The 23398-nt window shown below is 68.3% G+C and carries 26 protein-coding genes; 16 read left to right on the forward strand and 10 right to left on the reverse strand.

Annotated features, from left to right (window positions below):
• The first annotated feature begins 36 nt into the window (after positions 1–36).
• The 5 genes from HFGMBDPB_RS13755 (at position 37) to sorU (ending at position 4048) form a co-directional block, all read left to right on the forward strand.
• Entirely contained in the window at positions 37–1071 is a 1035-nt protein-coding gene (locus HFGMBDPB_RS13755; protein ID WP_212645594.1) for an AraC family transcriptional regulator, read from the forward strand.
• 98 nt (positions 1072–1169) lie between these two features.
• Positions 1170–1745: an RNA polymerase sigma factor gene (locus HFGMBDPB_RS13760; protein ID WP_212645595.1), complete on the forward strand. Its 576-nt coding sequence runs from the start codon at positions 1170–1172 to the stop codon at positions 1743–1745.
• Positions 1742–2329 carry a hypothetical protein gene (locus HFGMBDPB_RS13765; protein ID WP_070080768.1) on the forward strand — a complete coding sequence of 196 codons (588 nt, stop codon included), beginning with the start codon at positions 1742–1744 and terminating at the stop codon, positions 2327–2329. The genes HFGMBDPB_RS13760 and HFGMBDPB_RS13765 overlap by 4 nt, the downstream gene beginning before the upstream one ends.
• Before the next feature lie 34 nt (positions 2330–2363).
• On the forward strand, positions 2364–3605 hold the full coding sequence (gene sorT / locus HFGMBDPB_RS13770) for a SorT family sulfite dehydrogenase catalytic subunit (RefSeq protein ID WP_212645596.1): 1242 nt from the start codon (positions 2364–2366) through the stop codon (positions 3603–3605).
• A gap of 95 nt (positions 3606–3700) precedes the next feature.
• Positions 3701–4048 (forward strand): SorU family sulfite dehydrogenase c-type cytochrome subunit, encoded by a 348-nt coding sequence (gene sorU / locus HFGMBDPB_RS13775; protein WP_046985945.1) that lies wholly within the window; start codon positions 3701–3703, stop codon positions 4046–4048.
• A 16-nt stretch (positions 4049–4064) separates the two neighbouring features.
• Here the strand turns inward: sorU and HFGMBDPB_RS13780 are convergent, their stop codons facing one another.
• From HFGMBDPB_RS13780 to mnmG, 8 genes are all read right to left on the reverse strand, one after another.
• Positions 4065–4889, reverse strand: coding sequence for a class I SAM-dependent methyltransferase (locus HFGMBDPB_RS13780; RefSeq protein ID WP_212645597.1), 825 nt, complete (start codon positions 4887–4889; stop codon positions 4065–4067).
• 24 nt (positions 4890–4913) lie between these two features.
• Positions 4914–5948: a peptidoglycan-binding domain-containing protein gene (locus HFGMBDPB_RS13785; protein ID WP_016447294.1), complete on the reverse strand. Its 1035-nt coding sequence runs from the start codon at positions 5946–5948 to the stop codon at positions 4914–4916.
• Positions 5949–6143: 195 nt separating this feature from the next.
• Positions 6144–7079 (reverse strand): ParB/RepB/Spo0J family partition protein, encoded by a 936-nt coding sequence (locus HFGMBDPB_RS13790; RefSeq protein ID WP_012201991.1) that lies wholly within the window; start codon positions 7077–7079, stop codon positions 6144–6146.
• A gap of 13 nt (positions 7080–7092) precedes the next feature.
• Positions 7093–7671: an RBBP9/YdeN family alpha/beta hydrolase gene (locus HFGMBDPB_RS13795; RefSeq protein WP_212645598.1), complete on the reverse strand. Its 579-nt coding sequence runs from the start codon at positions 7669–7671 to the stop codon at positions 7093–7095.
• Between the two features lie 2 nt (positions 7672–7673).
• Positions 7674–8444, reverse strand: coding sequence for a ParA family protein (locus HFGMBDPB_RS13800; protein WP_016447291.1), 771 nt, complete (start codon positions 8442–8444; stop codon positions 7674–7676).
• Between the two features lie 13 nt (positions 8445–8457).
• Positions 8458–9072: a LysE family transporter gene (locus HFGMBDPB_RS13805; RefSeq protein ID WP_016447290.1), complete on the reverse strand. Its 615-nt coding sequence runs from the start codon at positions 9070–9072 to the stop codon at positions 8458–8460.
• Positions 9073–9178: 106 nt separating this feature from the next.
• Complete coding sequence (rsmG, locus tag HFGMBDPB_RS13810) at positions 9179–9841, reverse strand: 16S rRNA (guanine(527)-N(7))-methyltransferase RsmG (protein ID WP_016447289.1); 663 nt, start codon at positions 9839–9841, stop codon at positions 9179–9181.
• On the reverse strand, positions 9838–11817 hold the full coding sequence (gene mnmG / locus HFGMBDPB_RS13815) for a tRNA uridine-5-carboxymethylaminomethyl(34) synthesis enzyme MnmG (RefSeq protein ID WP_016447288.1): 1980 nt from the start codon (positions 11815–11817) through the stop codon (positions 9838–9840). Before mnmG ends, rsmG begins: the two co-directional genes overlap by 4 nt.
• Before the next feature lie 302 nt (positions 11818–12119).
• On the opposite strand from mnmG, the gene HFGMBDPB_RS13820 reads away from it, so the two are divergent.
• Together HFGMBDPB_RS13820 and gstA are read left to right on the forward strand one after the other, a co-directional pair.
• A complete protein-coding gene (locus HFGMBDPB_RS13820; protein WP_099732601.1) occupies positions 12120–12707 on the forward strand; it encodes an NADPH-dependent FMN reductase in 588 nt (195 codons plus the stop codon).
• A 95-nt stretch (positions 12708–12802) separates the two neighbouring features.
• The gene (gene gstA / locus HFGMBDPB_RS13825) at positions 12803–13411 is read left to right on the forward strand and encodes a glutathione transferase GstA (RefSeq protein WP_013799958.1); all 609 of its coding nucleotides are present in this window, start codon (positions 12803–12805) and stop codon (positions 13409–13411) included.
• A gap of 71 nt (positions 13412–13482) precedes the next feature.
• Here gstA and HFGMBDPB_RS13830 read toward each other — a convergent pair whose 3' ends face one another.
• Positions 13483–14256: an IclR family transcriptional regulator gene (locus HFGMBDPB_RS13830; protein WP_012201983.1), complete on the reverse strand. Its 774-nt coding sequence runs from the start codon at positions 14254–14256 to the stop codon at positions 13483–13485.
• 114 nt (positions 14257–14370) lie between these two features.
• Here HFGMBDPB_RS13830 and HFGMBDPB_RS13835 point away from each other — a divergent pair, with 114 nt between their 5' ends.
• The 6 genes from HFGMBDPB_RS13835 (at position 14371) to HFGMBDPB_RS13860 (ending at position 18924) form a co-directional block, all read left to right on the forward strand.
• On the forward strand, positions 14371–15126 hold the full coding sequence (locus HFGMBDPB_RS13835; RefSeq protein ID WP_160851010.1) for an SDR family NAD(P)-dependent oxidoreductase: 756 nt from the start codon (positions 14371–14373) through the stop codon (positions 15124–15126).
• A 13-nt stretch (positions 15127–15139) separates the two neighbouring features.
• On the forward strand, positions 15140–15526 hold the full coding sequence (locus HFGMBDPB_RS13840) for an NIPSNAP family protein (RefSeq protein WP_047469599.1): 387 nt from the start codon (positions 15140–15142) through the stop codon (positions 15524–15526).
• A gap of 12 nt (positions 15527–15538) precedes the next feature.
• Positions 15539–16090 (forward strand): VOC family protein, encoded by a 552-nt coding sequence (locus tag HFGMBDPB_RS13845; RefSeq protein ID WP_012201980.1) that lies wholly within the window; start codon positions 15539–15541, stop codon positions 16088–16090.
• A 73-nt stretch (positions 16091–16163) separates the two neighbouring features.
• Complete coding sequence (locus HFGMBDPB_RS13850; protein WP_212645599.1) at positions 16164–17138, forward strand: tripartite tricarboxylate transporter substrate binding protein; 975 nt, start codon at positions 16164–16166, stop codon at positions 17136–17138.
• Between the two features lie 4 nt (positions 17139–17142).
• The gene (locus HFGMBDPB_RS13855) at positions 17143–17724 is read left to right on the forward strand and encodes an NADPH-dependent FMN reductase (RefSeq protein WP_212645600.1); all 582 of its coding nucleotides are present in this window, start codon (positions 17143–17145) and stop codon (positions 17722–17724) included.
• An 81-nt stretch (positions 17725–17805) separates the two neighbouring features.
• Entirely contained in the window at positions 17806–18924 is a 1119-nt protein-coding gene (locus tag HFGMBDPB_RS13860; protein WP_212645601.1) for an alkene reductase, read from the forward strand.
• Positions 18925–19029: 105 nt separating this feature from the next.
• Here the strand turns inward: HFGMBDPB_RS13860 and HFGMBDPB_RS13865 are convergent, their stop codons facing one another.
• Positions 19030–20733: a methyl-accepting chemotaxis protein gene (locus tag HFGMBDPB_RS13865; protein WP_016447285.1), complete on the reverse strand. Its 1704-nt coding sequence runs from the start codon at positions 20731–20733 to the stop codon at positions 19030–19032.
• Positions 20734–21033: 300 nt separating this feature from the next.
• Here HFGMBDPB_RS13865 and HFGMBDPB_RS13870 point away from each other — a divergent pair, with 300 nt between their 5' ends.
• Genes HFGMBDPB_RS13870 through HFGMBDPB_RS13880 form a run of 3 tightly spaced genes read left to right on the forward strand, consistent with a single transcriptional unit; the run spans position 21034 to position 23327 of the window.
• Positions 21034–21228 carry a heavy-metal-associated domain-containing protein gene (locus HFGMBDPB_RS13870; RefSeq protein ID WP_012201975.1) on the forward strand — a complete coding sequence of 65 codons (195 nt, stop codon included), beginning with the start codon at positions 21034–21036 and terminating at the stop codon, positions 21226–21228.
• Positions 21229–21249: 21 nt separating this feature from the next.
• A complete protein-coding gene (gene cueR / locus HFGMBDPB_RS13875; RefSeq protein WP_212645602.1) occupies positions 21250–21687 on the forward strand; it encodes a Cu(I)-responsive transcriptional regulator in 438 nt (145 codons plus the stop codon).
• A 14-nt stretch (positions 21688–21701) separates the two neighbouring features.
• Complete coding sequence (locus HFGMBDPB_RS13880) at positions 21702–23327, forward strand: RNA/DNA-binding domain-containing protein (protein WP_212645603.1); 1626 nt, start codon at positions 21702–21704, stop codon at positions 23325–23327.
• The last annotated feature ends 71 nt before the right edge of the window (positions 23328–23398 follow it).

Consider the following 23398-nt stretch of genomic DNA (forward strand, 5'->3'; position numbering starts at 1 on the left):
CTTGTATGCGATAGTCTGCCAACTTCTATCGCAAACATGCCAAAGCCTGTCTCCACGCCCGGCACCCCTGACCACACCCTTGCCGACACCCTTGCCGACACTTGTGCCGACACCCTGCCCAGCGCCTGCCCCGCAGCCGCACTGCGGTCGGTGCGCAGGGCCCGGCCGATGGAGCCGGTGGAGGCCCTGCATCCGCACCTGTTCGTGCCCACGCCCCAGCGCCCCGTGCGCGCCAAGCAGCATCGCCTGTCGGCACGCACGCGCGTCATACCGCACAGCCACAGCTGGGCACAGATCGCCATCTCGCTGGACGGCGTGCTGCACCTGTCGGCCCCCCAGGGCACGCTGATCGCCCCACCCTCCAAGGCCGTGTGGATTCCGCCCGGCCTGGTCCACGCCGTGGCCATGGTCGAGGAAGCCGATCTCGTCTCCATCTACGTGCTGCAGGACGATCCGGCCCAGGGCCCCGTACTGCCGGACCTCCCGTCCTGCGGCGTGGCCTGCAACCCGCAGGACTGGGCACGCTGCCGCGTGCTGGAGGTTTCGCCGCTGATGCGCGAGCTGATCACGGCCCTGCCCAAGCAAAGCGATGACCAGCCCGCCCCGGACGCCGCCACCCTGCAGCGCGAGCACCATCTCAGCGCCCTGCTGCTGGAAGAACTGCGCCGGGCCAGCGAAGTCCACCTTGGCGTGAACATGCCCCAGGACAAGCGGCTGCGCATGCTCTGCGAGGCCGTCGTGGCCGACCCCACCCAGCACGAGAGCCTGGCCGACTGGGCGGCCGACACCGGCGCCAGCCCGCGCACCGTGGCCCGGCTGTTCCAGCAGCAGCTGGGCTGCAGCTTCACCACCTGGCGCCAGCAAGTCGTGCTGGCCCACGGCCTGAGCCTGGCCGCGCGCGGCCTTCCCATACAGCAGATCGCGGCCGAGCTGGGATACAGCCCCAGCGCCTTCAGCGCCATGGTGCACCGCACGGTGGGCATGCCTCCGGCACGGTTCTTCGGGCAGCAGGCCGGCTCCGCTGCCCACAGGGTCGGATCAGGCGCTGTATCGCGGCCGATCAGGGGATGACAGGGAGCCATCGCCTCTTCGCGATAGCTGATCCGATATAGGGTTTGCCTAAGGCCAGCCCATGGAATAGGGCGGCGCCCTGCGTGCTCTTATGCCGCATGATCTCCACCGCCGAGTCGCGCTACAACCAGTGGGTGCGCGATCACTACCGATTCCTGCTGCGCAGCGCCTGGGCGCTGACCGGCTCGCGCGCGCTGGCCGAGGACGTGGTGCAGGACTGCTTCACCAGCGCCTGGCGCTTTCGCCACCAGCTGCGCGAGGCCGCGATGGCGCGGGCCTGGCTGTTCCAGATCATGCGCCGCCATGCCTTCCGGCACCTTGCGCCATCGGCCCATCTGGTCAGCGATGACGAGGCGCTGGACCAGCATCCCGCCCCCTCCCCCTCGCCTTCGGCGCTGGACGACCGGCTCGACGTGGTCAAGGCGCTGTCGCGCATCGCCCCCATCCACCGCGAGGTGCTGGTGCTCTACTACTTCGACGACATGCCCACGGCCCAGATGGCCGAGGCCCTGGACATTGCGCCGGGCACGGTGCTGTCGCGCCTGTCACGCGCCCGCGATGCGCTGAAGGCGGCGCTGGAGCAGGCCGCCCCGGCGCCTGCCCCAGAGACTGCCAGCGTGATCCCGCTGCGCCCCACCCCGCTGCGCGCCACCCGATACCAAGGCTTGAAATGACTGCCCCGGACACGACCGACGAATCGGCCTTCGACCTGCGCGCACGCGCCGAACTGGCCCTGGCCTTCGACCCCGGGCCGCACGGCGAGCCGCCCGCCCATCTGCTGCGCCACACGCCCTGGCATGCGCGCAGCGGCGTGCGCCGGCTGATCGCCGCGCTGCTGGTGGGCAGCTCGGCCGCCACCGCCGTGTTCGCCATGCGCCCGCCCGAGCTGGTGCGCGCCGCCATCGAGCACGAGTACTACGAGCGCACGCTGCGCGGCAGCTTCATGCCCGAGGCCGAGGTGGCGCGCCGCCTGGACCTGCCGGCCGGCGAGAAGCTGCCCGGCTACACCCAGCTGATGCGGCCCTGCGACATCGACGGCACACGCGCCTACCACCTGACCACCTTCTTCGAGAAGGGCGGCATCGTCACCGTGCTGGCCTTCGACCAGCCCCAGCGCCTGGCCGATGGCCAGGGCTGGTGGGCCAACATGCACTGGCAGGTCGTTCGCTCGCGCGAAGGCCGGCCGCTGGTGCTGGTGGCCCAGAAGAAACAGGCCCTGGCCGTGGCCAGCAAGGCCCTGGGCCCCCCTGCCCCATGAGATGCCCCATGACAACCACCACGAGGAGACACCCATGAACCACTTGCCGACATCGCCCACCTCCCCCGCGCGCCGCAGCCTGCTGGCCGGCAGCGCCAGCGCACTGGCCGCCGCAGGCCTGGCCGGCCTGCACCAGGGCGCACTGGCCCAGGCCCAGGCACCCGCAGCTGCGGCAGCACCGGCGGCCAAGCCCCTGCCCGGCTACGCGGGCTGGAAGAAGGCCGATGCCCTCATCGTCCACAGCTCCACCACCATAGAGACGCGGCGCGGCGCCTTCGGCACCAGCGTGATCACGCCCAGCGACCAGCTCTATGTGCGCAACAACCTGCCCACGCCGCCCGAATCCATCGTGGCCGACCGCGATGCCTGGCAGTTGCAGGTGGGGGGCGTGCGCCAGCCCCGCAGCCTCAGCGTGCGCGAGCTCAAGTCCCTGGGCCTGGAGACCGTGGCCATGGTGCTGCAGTGCTCGGGCAATGGCCGGGCCTTCTTTCCCAGCAAGCCCAGCGGCACGGCCTGGACCGTGGGTGCGGCCGGCTGCGTGGTCTGGAGCGGCGTGCCCGTGCGCGAGGTGGTCAAGGCCCTGGGCGGCGTGGCCGACGGCGGCCTCTACATGACCGGCACGGGCGGCGAGGTGCTGCCTGCGGGGCTGGACCCCAAGAGCGTCATCGTCGAGCGCTCGGTGCCGCTGTCGGCCATGGAAGACGCGCTGCTGGCCTGGGAGATGAACGGCGAGCCCATCCCGCTGGCCCATGGCGGGCCGTTGCGCCTGATCGTGCCCGGCTACACGGGCGTGAACAACATCAAGTACATCAAGCAGCTGGCCTTCACGCCGCGCGAGAGCGAGGCCCACATCATGTCCCACGGCTACCGCATCTCGCCGCCCGGCAGCAAGGGCGACCCGAGCCAGCCCTCGGTGCAGGAGATGAGCGTCAAGTCCTGGATCAACTCGCCCCTGCCCGAGGACGGCGGGCAGGCCGCCGGCCTGGTGCAGATCCACGGCGTGGCCTTTGGCGGCATGGACGCCGTCAAGGGCGTGGAGGTGTCCACGGACGGCGGCAAGAGCTGGCAGGCCGCGCGCCTGGTCGGCCCCGACCTGGGCAAGTACGCCTGGCGCCAGTTCGTGCTGCAGGCGCGCCTGCCCAAGGGCACGCATGTGCTGGCCAGCCGCGCCACCGACGCGCGCGGCCGGGTCCAGCCCGAGACGCGCGGCGAAAACCAGAGTGGCTACAACAACACCAGCTGGGCCGACCACGCCGTGACCGTCACCGTGGCCTGAACACGGCCCGCGCGCTCATCCCGCCTCCCTTCTCTTCACTCCCGTCACCTCCCGCACACGGCGCCAGACCGTGGCGGGCCCGTACCCCCATTGCCATGTTCACGATGAAACACCTGATCCACACCGCCCTGCTGGGCGGCACTTTGCTCGGCAGCGCCCTGCTGTGCGCCCCCGCCTTTGCCGATGAAGCGGCCCAGATGGCCCTGGGCAAGAAGCTGTTCGCCACGGCCACGCCCGCCTGCGCGCTGTGCCACACGCTCAAGGACGCGGGCGCCGAGGGCGCCATCGGCCCCGTGCTCGACGAGCTGCAGCCCGATGCCGCGCGCGTGGCCCGTGCCCTGCGCGACGGCATAGGCGCCATGCCCTCATTCAAGGCCACGCTCAGCGAGGCCGAGATCGCCGCGCTGTCGCTCTACGTGAGCAAGGCCAGCGCGAAGAAGTAGGCGCCACGCACAGCCGTCACCGGCGTTCCCGCATTTCGCGCAGCGCCTTCTCGTAGGGTGTTTCCTCGGGTTCCGGAACATGCACCACGGCCTCGCCGGCACCGCCCAGCGGCATGCGGTAGACCCAGAGGCTGTGCCGGCCCGGGCCCTGGCGCTGCCAGGAGGGCTCCACGCCGGGCAGCGCAAAGTCCAGGCTGACCAGCCAGGCGCCCTCGGGCAGCTCCGTGGCGGCCTTGACGGCCGCACGGCCCATGCTTTCGGGGCGCTGGAACAGGTAGACCATCTGGTAGCCGCTCCAGTCGGCCAGCCAGATGTCGGCGCGGCGCACGCGGGCCCAGGGGCAGCGCAGCGCGCACAGCCAGCGCAGCGGCCAGCTCCACTCCATGCCGTTGAGCCGCGCCTGCGGGTACTGGCCGCGCAGCGCGCGCAGGCCGTCGCCCAGGCCGCAGCCGGCATCGAGCACGGCCGCGCCGTCCGGCAGCGGCGCGGCATCGGCCAGGCCTTGCAGCGCATCGGCGGGCGTGGGAAACAGCGGCGCATCGCGCCAGGCGTTGAGCGGGTAGACCAGGGCGAGCAGGCCCAGCGCCGCCAGCCACAGCCAGGGGCTGATGGCGGCCAGGCCGCCCGGCCCCCACAGCATCAGGCAGGACAGCGGAAAGCCCGCCGCCACGGCCAGGCGCCGCCACCAGGGCGTGGCCAGCAGGCTGGCGAGCACGCCCAAAAAACAGCCCGCCAGCCAGGCGGCCAGCGGCCCTAGGGTCGATTGCAGCGCGGCGTAAACAAGCCAGGCGCCGGCCCAGGCAAGAAGGGCCGGGGCCGGCCAGGGAACGCGCCGCATCATGCGCGCCCTCCGGCCGGGAGCCGCTTATTGCTGTTGCAGTGCTTGCGAGGTGGCACGGTCGAGGCGGCCGGTCTGCGGCAGGCTCTGGTCGCGCTGGAATTCGCGCAGGGCGTTCTGGGTGTTCTTGCCCATGGCGCCGTCAGGCGTGCCTGCGGTGTAGCCCAGGGCGTTGAGCTTTTGCTGTGCGGCGCGCAGCGACATGCCGGCGGCATTGGCGCCCGGAGCCGATGTCTGCGACGGTGCGGCACCGCCGTCCACGCCCAGGCGTCCACCGCCGCCCAGGCCCTGGCCCTTGACGGTCTGTGCCTTGTAGTTGCGCAGCGAGCGCACCATCTGGTTGTAGGCGTCCATGAAGGCGGCGGCGATCACCTTGCCTTCGGCCGTGCGTGTGTAGCCGCCCAGCGAGGCGCCGGCGGAGCCGCCGAACAGCGCGCCCATGCCGCCCCAGTCGGTCTTGGAAGACGAGCCTTCGGAAGCCGACACCTGCACGCCCGAACGGTTGTCCACCAGGGCCAGCATGACCGAGGCCTCGCGCGTCTTGGTGGCTGCAGCCAGCGCGCCGAAGATGCCGCCTGCGCGGCCGCCGATGGCGCCGCCCATGCCGCCGGCATCGCTCTGGTTGAAGATCACTTCGGGGGACAGGCCGTAGTCGGAGGCCACCATCTGACCCTTGCCCAGGTTGCTGCCGCCGCGCATTTCGCCCGAGTCCATCAGCGCGCGCTCACGCGCCATGGCACCCATGCCGGCCGCGCCGCGTTCCACGACGATGAAGCAGTTGGACTGCTGGATCATCAGGCGCAGCAGCTGCGAGGTGGGCGGCAGGCGGTACTGCTGGGTGAGGATGGTGTACCAGCCCGCGGTCTGGTTCTCGACCAGGGAGATGGTGCCCAGCGAGGAGTCGCAACGCTCCAGCTCGGTATTGGCGTTCTCGGCGCTGGCACCGCCTGCGGCACCCGTGGCCACGGTCTTGGCTTCGGGCGAGCCCATGCGCATGTCGGTGGTCACGCAGCCGGTCAGCGCCACGGCAGCGATGGCGGTCAGGGCAAGATACTTCTTCACGTTGTAATCCTCTTGGTCTGGTCTAGGTGAATCAGCGCCAGGGCGATGGGCGTCCACGGCCAGGCGGCGTCGCCAGCCATCGATTACACACAATTACCCCGCATAACAGCGCGCAAATATACCGGGATTCATCCTTGCGAAAAAGCGCTGCTTTGCTGGAGAACGACAGATCACAGACGGTTACAGCTATTGCCATTACTCCGATGCATCACCGCGCAAACGTTCGATCAGCCCGTTGAGCGCATCGAGCGATCCGAACTGGATCGCCACTTCGCCCATTTCCTGCAGCTTGCCGCCACGGCGCACGGACTTCTTGATGCGCACCTCGACATCGGCCATGAGCAGGTCGGACAGCTCTTCTTCCACGCGCTTGATGTCGCGCGACTTGCCGTCCTTCTTGGACTTCTGGCGCACCAGGCTGAAGTCGGCGCCGATCTTCTTGACCAGGGCCTCGGCCTCGCGCACCGACAGCTTCTTGGCCGCGATCTGGTTGCCGGCCGTGATCTGGGCCGCGCGGTCCAGCGACAGCAGGGCGCGCGCATGGCCCATGTCGATGTCGCCGGCCATGAGCATGGTCTGCACCGGGTCGGCCAGGTTGAGCAGGCGCAGGATGTTGGTGGCCGCGCTGCGCGAGCGTCCCACGGCCTGGGCCGCCTGCTCGTGCGTGAGGCCGAATTCCTTGACCAGGCGCGACAGGCCCTGGGCCTCTTCCAGCGGGTTGAGGTCCTCGCGCTGGATGTTCTCGATCAGCGCCATCGCGGCGGCGGCCTCGTCGGGCACCTCGCGCACCAGCACCGGCACCTCGGCCAGGCCGGCGATGCGGGCCGCACGGAAGCGCCGCTCGCCCGCGATGATTTCGTACTTGCCGGCGTGGTCGCCCTTGGCCAGGCGGCGCACCAGGATGGGCTGCATGATGCCCTGGGCCTTGATGCTTTCGGCCAGCTCGTAGAGCGCGCCCTCGTCCATGTGGGTGCGCGGCTGGTACTGGCCGGGCACCATGACGTCGAGCTGCAGGATGCTGGGCAGGCCGGTCTCGGCCACCGGGCCGCCGCCCTCTTCCTTGTCGTGGACCTTGGGTCCGAGCAGGGCTTCCAGCCCGCGTCCCAGTCCCTTGGGTTTCTTGGTCACCATGGTGTTGTCCTTGTCAAAGCGATGCCAGCAGCGCGTGTCCGCTGTCCCAGTCGCCCAGCCCGCTGGCCGTGTTGAGATGGCCCGAAGGCCCTGCGTCGACGAAGCGTGCGCCCCAGGCATCGGCCATGGCTTGCACGCGCTGGGCGCTGCAGTAAATGTCGTTGTCGCTGCCGACCACGATGGAGGCAAACGGCAGGCGCTGCATCATCACGGGCGACCAGCCGGGCAGTTGCTCGCGCAGCTGGGGCTGCTCGGTATCGCCGGGGGCCACCAGCAGCGCGCCGCGCACCTTGCGGGCGGCCAGCGGCGAATGCGCCGCCCACCAGGCCACAAGGATGCAGCCCAGGCTGTGCGCCACCAGCACCACGGGGCGCGGGGCGTCGAGCACCGTCTCCTGCAGCCTGGCGCTCCAGTCGCCGCGCAGCGGGCGGTCCCAGTCGTTTTGCTCCAGGCGGCGGTAGCCGTGGCGCTGCTCCCAGCGGCTTTGCCAGTGGTCGGCGTCCGAGTTCTGCCAGCCGGGCAGCAGCCAGACGTCCTCGGCAGCCCACCCGGTCGGCACGCCCTGCCCTGCCGTTTCATGTGAACCTTGCATGACTACATCTTCTTGATGCGGCGCACCATCTCGTGCGCGAAATCGATGAAGGCCTTGCTGCCCTTGGCGCCCGGGTCGAAGACCACGCCGGGCACGCCATAGCTGGGCGCCTCGGCCAGGCGCACGTTGCGCGGGATCACGGTGTCGAACACCTTGTCGCCGAAGTGCTCCTTGAGCTGGTCGCTGACCTGCTGCTGCAGCGTGGTGCGCGGATCGAACATCACGCGCAGCAGGCCGATGATCTGCAGGTCGGGGTTCATGTTGGCATGCACCTGCTTGATGGTGTTGACCAGGTCGGTCAGGCCTTCGAGCGCGAAGTACTCGCACTGCATGGGCACGACCACGCCATGGGCCGCGCACAGGCCGTTCAGGGTGAGCATGGACAGGCTGGGCGGGCAGTCCACGAGCACGAAGTCGTAGTCGGCATCGGCCGCCCTGAGGGCGCCCTTCAGCCGCTCGTTGCGGCGCTCCAGCGTGACCAGCTCGATCTCGGCGCCGCTGAGTTCGCGGTTGGCGCCCAGCACGTCATAGCCCACGGCCTCGGAGCGCACGGCGGCTTCCTTGACGCTGGCGTTCTCCAGCAGCACGTCGTAGACCGACAGCTCCAGCGCGCGCTTGTCCACGCCCGAGCCCATGGTGGCATTGCCCTGGGGGTCCAGGTCGATCATCAGCACGCGCTGGCCGATCTTGGCCAGGCCCGCAGCAAGGTTGACGGCGGTGGTGGTCTTGCCGACCCCACCCTTTTGATTGGCGACACAGAAGATTTTGGCCATGGTATTTACACGCTTATTTGGCGATGGCCAGCTTGAGGCCAAAACCGATCAGAAACACGCCCGCAGTCTTTTCGAGAACCCGGGAAACCGCAGGATTGGCGCGCATGCGCTCGGCCAGATGCGCGGTCAGCAGCACCACGATCAGGCAATAGAGAAAGGTCAGAGCAGCCACCGTGGCCGCCATCACCGCGAACGTGAGCAGGCCCTGGTGGCTTGCGGGATCCACGAACAGCGGGAAGAAGGCCATGTAGAACACGATGGACTTGGGGTTCATCAGGGTGATCAGGCCAGCCTGGCGAAAGTAGTGGCGCGGCTCGATGTGCAGCACGGGCTTGTCGCCGGGCCTGGCTGTGAGCATCCTGAAACCCAGCCAGCCCAGGTAGGCGGCGCCCAGCCACTGCACGGCATGGAAGGCCGCGGGATAGGAGGCCAGCAGCGCGGCAACGCCCGCCACCGCCATCCAGATCAGCACCTGGTCGGCCGCCAGCACGCCGGCGCAGGCCGCCATTCCGGCCCGTATGCCGCCCTTGCCGGTGGAGGTGATCAGCGCCAGATTGCCCGGCCCCGGAATCAGCAAAAACAGAAGAATGGCAACAACGAATGCGCTGAAATCGGAGATGCCGAACATGCTGACCCCTGAGCGATGAAAGCTGGGAGTTTATGCGAGGGCCATGGCCAGCGCATGGGGAACATGGCCCCGCCGCAACGCGGCAGTGTGCTATTCGGTAAAAAAATCAGGCTGCAGCAGTGCGCAGCCAGAGGATGCAGCGCTCGGCATCCAGGCCCGGCACCTTCAATGGTTCCACGTGAAACACCTGCACGTCGGCAGGCAGCGCGGCGATTTCCTCGTCGGGGTGCTTGCCCTTCATGGCCAGCCAGGTGCCGCCCTCCTCCAGCGACTGGCGCGACCAGCTGGTGAAGTCCGCCAGCGAGGCAAAGGCACGGCAGCTGATCAGCGGATAGCGCGTGGTCAACTGCTCCACGCGGCTGTGGATGCCGCGCAGGTTGGGCAGGCGCAGAGTGGCCGCCGCCTGCTGGATGAAGGCCGCCTTCTTGCCCACCGTGTCCACGCAGTGCACGTCGATCTGCGGGCAGCAGACGGCAAAGACCACGCCGGGCAGGCCGCCGCCCGATCCCACGTCCAGCATGGCGGTGCGCCCTGCGCGCGCAGGCATCTGGGCCAGGTGGCGCTGCAGGGGCGGCACGGCGGCCAGGCTGTCGAGCAGGTGGTGGGTCAGCATTTCCTGCGGATCACGCACTGCCGTGAGGTTGTAGACCTTGTTCCACTTGCCCAGCAGGGCCTGGAATTCCATCAGCGTATCGACCTGGGCAGGGGAAAGCTCCAGGCCCAGCGCCCGCAGGCCGGCCTCGAGAGGAGCGCGCAGTTCCTGGCTCATGCGGATGCCTCCTCGCCCTTCGCGTCTGTCACATCAGGGGCAAAGCCGCGGAAGCCCCCCTTCTTCAGGTGCACCATGAGCAGGGAGATCGCCGCTGGCGTCACGCCCGACATGCGCGATGCCTGGCCCAGCGTCTCGGGCCTGTGCTTTTGCAGCGACTGGCGCACCTCGAAGGACAGGGCCGGCACCTGCATATAGTCCAGCTCGGCCGGCAGGCGCAGGTTCTCGAAGTGGGCGGCGCGCTGCACCTCGTCCTTCTGGCGGTCGATGTAGCCTGCGTACTTGGCCGCGATCTCCACCTGCTCGACGACGGAGGCGCTGAGATCGCCCAGCACCTCGGGCTGCACATCGGCCGAGGCATAGCGGCCTTCGTTCAGGCTCATCAGCTTGCCGTAGCCCACATCGGGGCGGCGCAGCAGGTCGAAGAGGTTGTATTCACGCTCGATGGACTTGCCCAGCACCCGCTCCGATTCCTCGGGCGCGACGATGCGCGGATTGACCCAGGTGGACTTCAGGCGCTCTGTTTCACGTGAAACAGCATCGCGCTTGCGGCTGAAGGCATCCCAGCGCGCATCGTCCACCAGGCCCATGGCGCGGCCGGCCTCGGTCAGGCGCATGTCGGCGTTGTCCTCGCGCAGCTGCAGCCGGAACTCGGCACGGCTGGTGAACATGCGGTAGGGCTCGGTCACGCCCTTGGTGATCAGGTCATCGACCAGCACGCCCAGGTAGGCCTCGTCGCGGCGCGGCAGCCAGGCTTCCTGGCCGCGGCACTGCAGCGCGGCGTTGAGGCCGGCGAACAGACCCTGGGCCGCCGCTTCCTCGTAGCCGGTCGTGCCGTTGATCTGGCCCGCGAAGAACAGGCCCTGGATCTGGCGCGTCTCGAAGCTGCTCTTGAGCGAGCGCGGATCGAAGTAGTCGTACTCGATGGCGTAGCCAGGACGCAGGATGTGCGCGTTCTCCAACCCCTTCATGCTGCGCACCAGTTCGTACTGGATGTCGAAGGGCAGGCTGGTGGAGATGCCGTTGGGATAGAACTCGTTGGTGGTCAGGCCTTCGGGCTCCAGGAAGATCTGGTGGCTTTCCTTGTCGGCAAAGCGGTTGATCTTGTCCTCGACGCTGGGGCAGTAGCGCGGGCCCACGCCCTCGATCTTGCCCGTGAACATGGGGCTGCGGTCAAAGCCGCTGCGGATGATGTCGTGCGTGCGCTCGTTGGTGTGGGTGATCCAGCAGGGCATCTGGCGCGGGTGCATGGCCGCATTGCCGATGAAGCTGAACACGGGCAGCACGCCTTCGTTGACACCGCCGGGCATGCCGTCGCCGGGCTGCTCCTCGCACTGCGAGAAGTCGATGCTGCGGCCATCCAGGCGCGGCGGCGTGCCGGTCTTCAGGCGCCCCTGGGGCAGCTGCAGCTCCTTGAGCCGCGACGACAGGCTGACGGCCGGCGGGTCGCCCGCGCGGCCTGCCGCGTAGTTGTTCAGGCCCACGTGGATCTTGCCGTCCAGGAAGGTACCCGCCGTGAGCACCACGGTGCGGCTGCGAAAGCGCACGCCCACTTGGGTGACGGCGCCCACCACGCGGTCGCCCTCGACCATGAGGTCGTCCACCGCCTGCTGGAACAGCCACAGGTTGGGCTGGTTCTCCAGCATGTCGCGGATGGCGGCCTTGTAGAGAATGCGGTCGGCCTGGGCGCGCGTGGCACGCACGGCCGGGCCCTTGGAGCTGTTGAGGATGCGGAACTGTATGCCGCCGATATCGGTGGCCAGCGCCATGGCGCCGCCCAGCGCATCCACTTCCTTGACCAGATGGCCCTTGCCGATCCCGCCGATGCTGGGATTGCAGCTCATCTGGCCCAGGGTCTCGATGTTGTGGCTCAGCAGCAGCGTCCTGCAGCCCATGCGCGCAGCGGCCAGCGCGGCCTCGGTGCCGGCGTGGCCGCCACCGACCACGATCACATCAAATTCCTGTGGGTACAACATGCTTATCACTCCGGGGGCCTGCCCGGCCCAAGCCCCCGACACGGAGCACTCACGCTCCGGCGCTCATGGCAGGTGGCCCTCGTTCATGTAGCGAGGGGAACCCAGCGGGGAACCCGCGATTTTCCCACCTTTGCCGCACCAGTGCCTTGCAAGGGGTCGGCCGGCCCTGCCACCGGGCCGGCACTGCGCCGGTGTTCCACGTGAAACAGTGCGGCGGGCGGCCGCATTCTCCGCAGGATGCTGCGCGCCGCCGCCCGCAGGGCGGCCCGCTTGCAAGAAACATGTGCAGGGCCTGTGATGCAATGGCGGCCATGCAGATCCTCATCTTCGCGGGCAGTACCCGCCAACAATCGCACAACCGGCGCCTGGCCGCCGCCGCCGCCGACATGGCGCGCGAACTGGGCGCCCAGCCCACGCTGCTGGAGCTGTCGGATTTCGACATCCCCATGTACAACGCCGACCTGGAGGCCAGCGGCACGCCGCCCGACGTGCTGCGCTTCAAGGCCGCGCTGCACAGCCACCCGGCCTGGCTGATCTGCTCGCCCGAGTACAACGGCAGCTACCCTGCCCTGCTCAAGAACGCCATCGACTGGGCTTCGAGCCCCGTGGCCGGTGATCCGGTCTGGTCCGATGGCACCCTGCCCTTTCGCGGCAAGGTCGTGGGCATGGCCAGCGCCTCGCCCGGCGGCCTGGGCGGCCTGCGCGCCCAGTCGCACCTGGCGCCGCTGCTGCTGAACCTGCAGTGCTGGCTGGCGCCCGTGAGCCACGCCGTGGGACAGGCAGGCCAGGCCTTTGACGAGGCCGGCCGCCTGCAGCGCCCCCAGGACCAGCTGGGCATGAAGGCCGTGCTGGAGCAGGTGCTCTGGGCTGCGCAGCGCCTGTCGGCCTGAACCCTGGCGCCAGCGCGGTCCCATCATGCGCAGCCCCGCCACATGGGGTTAGCATGGGCGCTTGTCTTTCTTACCCTGATCGGAAGCCATCCACCATGAAGCTCTACTACAGCCCTGGCGCCTGCTCTCTGTCTCCCCACATCGTCCTGCACGAGGCAGGCCTGGCCTACGAGCCGGTCCTGGCCAGCACCAAGACGCACAAGCTGCAGGACGGCACGGACTACTACGGCATCAACCCGCTGGGCTATGTTCCCTTCCTCGTGCTCGACGACGGCGACACGCTGCATGAAGGCCCGGCCATCGTCCAGTACTTGGCCGATCTGGTCCCCGAGAAGAAGCTGGCGCCGGCCAACGGCACCATGGCCCGCTACCACCTTCAGGAGTGGCTGAACTTCATCGGCACCGAGCTGCACAAGGGCTTCGGTCCCCTGTTCAACCCCGCCACACCCGACGACTACAAGCCCGTGGTGCGCCAGCGCGTGCTGGACCGCCTCAAGTGGGTGGACGGCGAGCTCAATGGCCGCGACTACCTGATGGGCGAGCAGTTCACCGTGGCCGACGCCTACCTGTTCACCGTGACGGGCTGGGCCCAGTTCGTGGGCGTGGACATCTCCGAGCTGACCAACCTCCTGGCCTACCGCGAGCGCGTGCTGGCCCGCCCTGCCGTGCAGGCCGCGATGAAGGCCGAAGGCCTGCTCAAGTAAGCAGCGCCGAGCCTGGGCTCGGCGGCACAAGGGGCCGACAAGGGGCCGGCTGGTGTGGACCAGCCAGCCCCTTATCTCTTGCGCGTGCGGATGCGCTGCTCTATCTGGGCCGCCGCAGCGCGCACCTGCTGGGCGATGCGCCGCACGCGCGCCGCCGTCATGCGCTGGGTCAGCGCGGCCACGCTGACCGCCCCCATGGCCTGGCCCATGCTGTCGCAAAAATGCGCGCCCACGGCCGTCACGCCCAGGCTCACGCGGTTCTGTATCACGGCCACGCCTGCGCGGGCCGTTTCCTCGCAGGCCAGGCGCAGTCCCGCATCGGTGAGCTTGCCAAAGGCCGGCAGGGCGGGCGCCACGCGCTCGATGATGGCCTCGCGCTCCTCTGGCGCAATGGCGGCCAGCACGGCCAGCCCACCGGCGCCCACGCCCAGCGGGCGCCGGCTGCCGACCTGCAGCACCAGCGTGCGTATGGGGAAGTCGCCTTCGAGCCGGTGCAGGCACACGGCCTCGAATCCGCTGCGCACCACCAGGTAGGCCGTGTCCTCGGTTTCACGTGACAGCGCCGCCATGGCCGGCTCGCACAGGTCGCGTATGTCGTGCAGCATCGACCCGGCCAGGCCCAGCTCGAAGGCCAGCGGCCCCAGCCGGTAGCGGTGGGTCTGGGCGTCGTGCACCACCAGGCGCTCGGCAATCAGCTGCTTGAGGATGCGGTGGGCCGAAGGGTGGGGCACGCCGGATTTTTCGGCCAGTTCGCTGAGCGGGCAACCGCGCACGCCCCCGGTCGCCAGCAGCTTGAGAAAGGCCACGCCCCGCTTGAGGGAGCCGGCATCGGACGATGAGGTCATGTTCGTTTATCGGACAACTGAGTGGCGCCGCCGGGCGATTTGAAAACAATCGGAATGGCCGATCAACCACGGCCCGGCCAGGGCACGGCAAGGCCGGGCGCCACGGATTTCCGAATGATGCAACTCTCCTATCCGCCATTGCAAGACAGAATCGCCGTCGTCACCGGCGCCAGCAGCGGCATAGGCGCCGCCACGGCGCGGGCCCTGGCCAGCGAAGGCGCCACCGTCGTGATCGGCTACCACCAGGGCCGCGACCGCGCCCAGGCGCTGCGCGAGGAACTGCCGGGCAGCCACCACACGCTGCAGCTGTCGCTGCAAGACGAGGCCAGCCACGCCACCGCCGCCCAGTGGCTGCAGCAGCACCTGGGCCGGGTGGACCTGCTGGTCAACTGCGCAGGCTTCACCGAGCGCATCGCGCACGCGCAGATCGATGCGCTGGAGCCCGCTCTGTTCAACCGCATCCTGTGCGCCAATGTGGGCGGCACCTATGCCGTGACGCGGGCCCTGCTGCCGCTGCTGCGCGCCTCGCAGGACGCCGCCGTGGTCAACGTGTCCTCGGTCTCCGCCTTCACGGGCCTGGGCAGCAACATGGCCTATTGCGCCGCCAAGGCCGCGCTGGACACGCTGACGGTGTCCATGGCGCGCGCCTTCGGCCCGGTGCGCTTTCTCTGCGTCTCGCCCGCCGCCGTGGACACGGGCTTCGTGGGGGGCCGCAGCCGCCAGGAGCTGGAGAAAAAGGCCGCGCACACGCCGCTGGGCCGCGTGGTCGAGCCCGGCGATGTGGCGCAGGCCATCCTCGCCTGCGCCACGCATCTGCGCACGGCCACGGGCACGCGCATCGTGATCGACGGCGGCCACAGCCTCGGTTGAAAAAAGGCACGGCATGCTCGTCGAACAACGCACCTACACCGCCCACCCCGGCAAGTGGCGGGACTACCTGGCGCTCTACCAGGCCGAGGGCCTGGAGCTGCAGCAACGCATTCTGGGCCGCATGGTCGGCTACTACACCAGCGACTCGGGGCCACTCAACCAGATCGTCCACCTGTGGGCCTATACGGACCTGAACGAGCGCGCCGAGCGCCGCGCCCGCCTGCTGGCCGAGCCACGCTGGCAGGCCTATGTGGCGCGCATGCTGCCGCTGCTGCAAAGCCAGGAATCGAAGCTCCTGGTCCCGGCCCCCTTCTTCCAGCCCCAGTGGAGCGGCTGCCAGGAGCCGCTCCACGGCGCCACAGGCCCCGCGTCCACTTCCGGCCCCTTTTCCACCGACTGACAGGAGACATCCATGCTGTGCAAAAAGCTTCACCACGCCGCCTACCGCTGCAAGGACGCGGCCGAGACCGTGCGCTTCTATACCGAGGTGCTGGGCCTGCGCTTCACCCACGCCATGGGCGAGGACCATGTGCCCTCCACGGGCCAGTACAGCCCGCACATCCACATCTTTTTCGAGATGGAGGACGGCAGCTCCATCGCCTTCTTCGAGTGCCCCCGGGACCCGGGCCAGATGAAGGACATGGAGTCGCCGGGCTGGATACAGCACTTCGCCTTCGAGGTCGCCGACGTGGACACCGTGCTGCGCGCCCGGCAGGACCTGCTGGACCGGGGCATTGACGTGGTGGGCCCCACCAACCACGACGACTTCATCACCTCCATCTACTTCTTCGACCCTTCGGGCCACCGCCTGGAGCTGACCGCGCGCACGGCCGACGCGGCGCGCCACCAGGTCTTCGAGCAGGAGGCCATGCAGGTGCTGGCCCTGTGGAACGAGACCCACGACTGGTCGCAGCGCGAAAAGCTCTACGGCGCCCAGACCGGCTACGCGCGCGCGGACCGCTAGCCGCAACACCAGCCAGGCAAGCCAGGCCACTGGACACGTCCGCAGCGCGCAATACAAAAAAAGGAGACATGACATGACTGCCATCACCCGACGCACGGCCCTGCTTGCAGGCGCCGCCTCACTCGCCCTGTCCACGGCCCGGGCCCAGGGCGGTTTTCCCAACCGGCCCATTCAATTGATCCACGGCTTTGGCGCGGGCGGCAATGCCGACGTGGTGGCCCGGCTCGTGGCCCAGAAGCTGCAGGAATCGCTCAGACAGCCCGTGGTGGTGGAGATCAAGAGCGGCGCGGGCGGCTCCATTGCCAGCAACTTCGTGGCCAAGGCGGTGCCGGACGGCTACAGCCTGGTCATGCTCACGGGCGCGCACACCGTGTCGGCCGCGCTGCGCAAATCGCTGCCCTACGACGCGGTCAAGGACTTCGCCTTTGTCTCCACCGTCTCGTCCTTTCCCTTCGTGGTGGCCGTGCGCGCCGAGCATCCCGCCAGGACCCTGGCCGATCTGCTGGCCATGGCCCGCAAGGAGCCGGGACGCATCACCTTCACCTCGGTGGGCGTGGGCTCCACCCAGCACATGGCCGGCGAGCTGCTGGGCTCCACGGCCAAGGTACAGCTGCTGCACGTGCCCTACCGGGGCGGCGGTGCACCCGTGCAGGCCGTGATAGCGGGCGATGTGGACGTGCTCAGCGACACGCTGACCGTGGCCATGCCGCACATCAAGTCGGGCCGGCTGCGCGCCCTGGCCGTCACCAGCGCACAGGCCTGGCCCACCCTGCCCGAGGTGCCGCCGGCCTCGGCCGTGCTGCCCGGCTTCGAGGTGCGCTCCTGGCTGGGCCTGGCCGCGCCCGCAGGCACGCCCGCCGACGTGGTGCAAAGGCTGGCCGCCGAAGCCCACAAGGCCCTGAAGGAGCCCGACCTGCTCCAGGCCCTGGCCAGCGCCGGCAGCGCGGCCACGCCCTGCAGCCCCGAGGAGATGCGAGCCATGGTGGGCGCCGAGATCGCGCGCTGGCGCGGCGTCATCCAGCAGGTCGGCATTCCGCTGCAGGCCTGACGCCATGGACATCATCGGCCTGTGCGGCAGCCTGCGCCGCCATTCCCTGAACCGCCTGCTGCTGGAGCTGGCGGGCGAATGCCTGCCACCCCAGGCCACGATGCAGGTCTGCGACTGGCGCGCGCTGCCGCCGCTGGATGCCGACCTGCTGGCCACGGGCATGCCCGCATCCGTGCACCAGTTGCGCGAGCGCATCCGCCGTGCCGACGCCGTGGTGCTGGCCACGCCCGAGTACAACTTCTCCATTCCAGGCATGTTCAAGAATGCGCTGGACTGGATCTCGCGTGGCGACGACCAACCCTTTCGGCACAAGCCCGTGGCCCTTGTCTCGGCCTCGCCGGGCCCGCTGGGCGGGGCGCGGGTGCAGTACGAACTGCGCAAGGTATTGCAGTGCATGGAAGCCGACGTGCTGGCCCGGCCCGAGGTCTTCGTGGGCCAGGCGGCGCAGAAATTCGACAGCCAGGGCCTGTGCACCGATGCCGCCACGCGCAGCTTCGTGACGGCGCAGATGCAGGCGCTGGGCCGACTCGTGGCGCAGCACCGTCGCCTGCACGACAGCGCGCAAATCCCTGGCCTGCACGATTGACTCCATGGGCGTAATCTGTGCCGTACGCCGCGCCGCCCGCACGGGCGGCGCTTTTGCTTCACGCACAGAAAGCCCCGTTGCATGACCTCTCTGTTCGAACCCATACAGGCTGGCGAACTGCGCCTGCCCAACCGCATCGCCATGGCGCCGCTGACGCGCAACCGCGCACCCCAGGCCCTGCCCAACGACATCATGGTCACCTACTACGCCCAGCGCGCCAGCGCCGGCCTGCTGATCAGCGAAGGCACGGCCATCAGCCACCAGGGCCAGGGCTACGCCCATGTGCCGGGCCTGTACGGCAGCGAGCAGCTCGACGGCTGGAAGCGCGTGACCGACGCCGTGCACAAGGAGGGCGGGCGCATCGTCACCCAGCTGTGGCATGTGGGCCGGGTCTCGCACACCTCCCTGCAGCCCGAAGGCCAGGCGCCCGTGGGACCGTCCCCGGTGGCGGCCAGATCCAAGACCTATGTGATCGACGAGGACTCGGGCAAGGGCCAGTTCGTGCCCACCTCCGCGCCGCGCGCGCTCGCCCAGCAGGAGCTTCCCGCCATCGTCCACAGCTTCGCCGTGGCCGCGCGCAATGCCGTGGAGACGGCCGGTTTCGACGGCGTGGAGCTGCACGGCGCCAACGGCTACCTGCTGGACCAGTTCCTCAAGACCGGTGCCAACCAGCGCGATGACGACTACGGCGGCAGCATCGAGAACCGCGCCCGCCTGCTGCTCGAATGCACGCGCGCCGCCGCCGATGCCGTGGGCGGCGGCCGCGTGGGCATCCGCCTGTCGCCCGTGACGCCGGCCAACGACATCGCCGATGCCGATCCCCAGCCGCTGTTCGAATACGTGGTGCGCCAGCTGGCGCCGCTGGGCCTGGCCTACATCCACATCATCGAAGGCTCCACCGGCGGCCCGCGTGAATTGCCGGACCGGCCCTTCGACTACGCGGCCCTCAAATCCGCCTACCGCCAGGCCGGTGGCCAGGGCGCCTGGATGGTCAACAACGGCTATGACCGCGACATGGCGCTGCGCGCCGTGGAAAACGGCCACGCCGATATCGTGGCCTTCGGCAAGGCCTTCATCTCCAATCCCGACCTGGTCCACCGCCTGCACGACGACCTGCCGCTGAACCCCTGGAACTCCAGCCTGTTCTACGGCGGCGGCGCAGAGGGCTATATCGACTACCCGTTCGCGCGCCAGGCCTGATTGGCGGCCGCACAAACAAAAAGCGGAGTGCATCGCACTCCGCTTTTTTTATCCAGACGATTCACGTGGAACAGGGGCCGGGCCCCTGTCCCTGCGGCCGCTATCTCAGGCGTGTTCCAGCAGCTGGGTCTCGCGCGTGTCCCGACCAGAGGCCAGCGAGGCGCGGCCTGCGGCCGGTGCCAGGCTGGGCTGGCCCTGGGAGGGACGGCCGTAGGAAGCATGCGAGCCCATGGATGCCACGGCCGCACCGGCAATGCGGAACTGGCCCACCACCTGCGCCAGGCGCGCGGCCTGCTCGCGCAGCGACTCGGCAGCGGCGGCCGATTCCTCGACCAGGGCTGCGTTCTGCTGCGTCATGCGGTCGATGTCGCCCACGGCCTGGTTGACCTGGCCGATGCCGCCCGACTGCTCGCTGGAAGCCGCCGTGATCTCGCCAATGATGTCGCCCACGCGCTGCACGCTGTCCACGATCTCCTTCATGGTCTTGCCCGCGTCCTCGACCTGGCGCACGCCCACGTCCACGGCCTGCACGCTGGTCTGGATCAGCGCCTTGATCTCGCTGGCCGCCTGGGCCGAGCGCTGGGCCAGGGATCGCACCTCGGCCGCCACCACGGCAAAGCCGCGGCCCTGCTCGCCGGCGCGCGCCGCTTCCACGGCGGCGTTCAGCGCCAGGATGTTGGTCTGGAAGGCGATGGAGTCGATCAGGCCGATGATGTCGCCGATCTTGCGGCTGGAGGTCGTGATCTCCTGCATGCTCACCACGGCCTGGGCCACCACGTCGCCACCGCGCGTGGCCGTGGTCGAGGCAGAGGCCGCCAGCTGGTTGGCCAGCTGCGAGGACGATGCCGTCTGCTGCACCGTGGCCGTGAGCTGGGACAGCGAGGCCACGGTCTCCTGCACATTGCTGGCCGTCTGCTCTGTGCGCGAGGACAGGTCCTGGTTGCCCGTGGCGATCTCCTGGCTGGCCGTGGCGATGTTGCCGCTGGCGTCGCGCACCTGGGTCACCATGGAGCCCAGGCTCTGCTGCATCTGGTCCAGCGCGCGCTGCAGGTCGGCCACCTCGTCCTTGCCCTCCACCTTCACGCTCTGCGACAGGTCGCCCTGGGCGATGGTCAGCGCCGTCTGGCGCGCCTGCACCAGGGGGCGGCAGATGGACAGCATGTTCATCAGCGTCAGCGGCACCACCACCAGCACCGTGAGCACCACGGCGGCGACGAAGATCCACTGCGTCTGCTCGGCCACGCCCTGCTCCTCGGCGGCCATGGCATCGACCTGCTGGCGCAGCAGCTGGTCGAGCTGGGCGATGAGCTTCTCGACCTCGGCCACCTCGGCCATGGCCTTGCCGCTCATGCGGTTGGCCGTGGTGGCCGTGTCGTAGCCACCGGCCTCCAGCTGGCGCGCAATGTGCTCGAACTGCTGGCGGTAACGGTCCACACGATCGGAGATGCCGCTGACGATGGCATCGTCGGCAGGGTCCTCGTCCTTCAGAAAACGCCCCGCCACGGCCTTGACGCGCTCGATGGCCGCCAGCCACTGCCCGTGGGCCTTGCGCACCTCGTCGGCACGCTCGTACTGGATGATCATGTCCTTTTCATGGGCGCGCACCGCGCCCAGCTCGGCGCGCAACTCCACCATGTAGCCCATCTTGGCGTACGAGGTATGCATGAACTGCTGACTCATGCCATGGATGCGGAACATGCCCAGCATCCCGGCTCCGCCCAGCAGACCCAGCAGCACCAGCACCATGGCGATGGCACCCAGCATCCGCGTGCGGATCGTGAAAGCCCGCATCATTCCCAACAAGTTCATGACCGTTTTCCTCTCTGTCAGTCAGGGCGCACGCACGGTCTCCAAATGCATAGCGCCAACGTAAATACAAATTGTTGCAGTTTGTCAGATGATCGCCAATGGTCTATGACGGTTTTTGCATATTCACGGCTCTTTTCGATCTATCGGCCATTGCAGCGGATCATTGAGCCGGCCGACTCACATCGAGTTGGGCCAAATCAACCCTTGCCCAGCCAGGCGCTTGACCTTGCCATGGTGTCAGGGTTCAACATGCCGTCCATGGCTTGCGCCACTTCGGCGCGCCCCAACCAGGAGCTAGAAATGCAACATGTTTTCACCGTGCAGGGCATGACCTGCGGCCACTGCGAACGCGCCGTCACCCAGGCCGTGCAGGGCGTGGATGACCAGGCCCAGGTAAAAATCGATCGCGCCGCCCAGCGCGTGGAAGTCGACAGCAGCGCCAGCCGCGAGGCGCTGGGCGCGGCCATCGCCGAAGAAGGCTACAAGGTCGCCTGAGTCCCCGGAGTGACACGCACCATGTCCGCCCAAGCACAGCACTGGCCCGTCTCCATCGGCGAGGCCGCGCGCCGCGCCGGTGTCTCGGCGCGCATGGTGCGCCACTACGAAGCCCAGGGCCTGCTGCCGCCCATGCACCGCACGGACGGCGGCTACCGCCAGTACGCCGAGGCCGACGTGCACGCCCTGCGCTTCATCCGCCGGGGGCGCGACCTCGGCTTTTCCATGGACGAGATCGCCACCCTGCTCGGCCTGTGGCAGGACAAGAGCCGCGCCAGCAGCCAGGTCAAGGCCATCGCCCAGCGCCACATCGACGAACTGACCGAGCGCATCGCCGCCATGCAGGCCATGCAGCGCACGCTCAAGACCCTGGTGCAATGCTGCCACGGCGACGACCGGCCGGACTGCCCGATCTTGGATGATCTGGCAGCGCCCGACACAGTGGGAAGCGGCGCTTAATTTAAGCTGTGGGCATGCTCACCACGCCCACCCAGCTTCACCAATGGTTGCTTGAGCCTGAAGGTCAGCGGCTTGAGTTCAAGGAAGCCAAGCAGCGCTATGACTTTGAAAAACTGCTCAAGTACTGCGTAGCCCTGGCCAACGAAGGCGGCGGCGCCATCGTGCTGGGCGTGACCGACAGACGACCTCGCCTCATCGTGGGTACGCAGGCGTTCGAAGACCCGGGCCGCACCGAGGCCGGATTGCACCAGAGACTGGGCCACCGTATCCCTGTTGAGGAACTGCGCCTGCCGCAAGGCCGTGTGCTGGTTGTGCGTGTGCCCTCCCGGCTGCCGGGCACGGCATGGCAGATCGACGGCAGCTTTCTCAAACGGGCCGGCGATGATCTGGCGGCAATGAGCGCGCAAGAACTGCGGGCCATCTTCGATGAAACCGGCCCCGACTTCTCGGCACAGCCATGCCCAGGGGCCACGCTGGAGGATCTGGAGCCGTCATCCATTGCATTGTTCCGGGAGCGCTGGGCTCGCAAAGGCAATACCGCTCGCAGACGCGAACTGAGCGACGAACAGACCCTGCGGGATGCAGAGTTGCTCGTAGAAGGCAATCAGGTGAGCTATGCCGCGCTCATCCTGTTCGGCAAAAGAGCGGCTCTGACAAGATGGTTGGCCCAGGCGGAGCTGGTCTTTGAATACCGGTCGTCCGAAGCAGCAGGACCGGCTGCCGATCGCGAAGAGTTTCGAGAGGGCTTTTTTGCGTGGCAGGACGCGCTCTGGAAAAAGATCAACTTGCGCAATGACCGCCAAAGCTACCAGGACGACTTTTTCCGCATGGACCTGCCGACATTTGCCGAGGTTCCGGTCCGGGAAGCACTCCTGAATGCGGTTGCCCATAGGGACTATCGCCTGGGTGGTTCGATTTTCGTCAGGCAATTTTCCAAGCGGCTGGAGGTGATCAGCCCGGGAGGGCTGCCGCCCGGAATCACGCCCGAGAACATCATTGACCAACAGAATCCGCGCAATCGCAGACTCGCCGAAGCCCTCGCCCGCTGCGGCTTGATCGAGCGCTCTGGTCAAGGCCTGAACCTGATGGTGGAAAGCGCCGTGCGACAAGGCAAGCCCCTGCCCAGCCTTGCAGGAACATCCGCCCACGAAGTACGGCTGACCCTGGAAGGTGGGGTGCGCAACCCGGCCTTCGTACGCTTCATGGAGCACCTCGGCGAAGAGAAGCTGAGCAGCTTCTCGACATTGGACTACCTCGCGCTGGAATGCCTGCAACAGGAAAAGCCGCTGTCTGCCCCTTTGAGGGAACGCCTTGCAGGCCTGCTGGCGGCGGGAGCGGTGGAATCCATAGGTCGAGGCAAAGGGACGCGCTACATCCTGTCCGAGGCCTTGTATGCGTCTTTGGGCGCCAAAGGAACGCATACCCGGCAACGCGGCCTGGACAGAGAGACCAACAAGGCGCTGCTGCTCAAACACCTCACAAAGCACAGAGAGCATGGCGCTGCGCTGGCCGAACTGCGGCAGGTGCTGCCGTCCTTGCCAATGAGTGCCGTTCAGGATTTGCTGAAAGAGCTGCGCAATGAGGGGCGCCTCCAGCTGATGGGTGCGCGCCGTTGGGCACGATGGCATTTGTCGGATTGATATCTGCAGCGTTTGGGCCGTGGCATCAAGACCGGTCTATGAGTCCAAAAGATGCCAAGTTCTTTAGCCTC

It is taken from the genome of Delftia sp. PE138 (genome assembly GCF_018320755.1).
Taxonomy (GTDB): domain Bacteria; phylum Pseudomonadota; class Gammaproteobacteria; order Burkholderiales; family Burkholderiaceae_C; genus Comamonas; species Comamonas tsuruhatensis.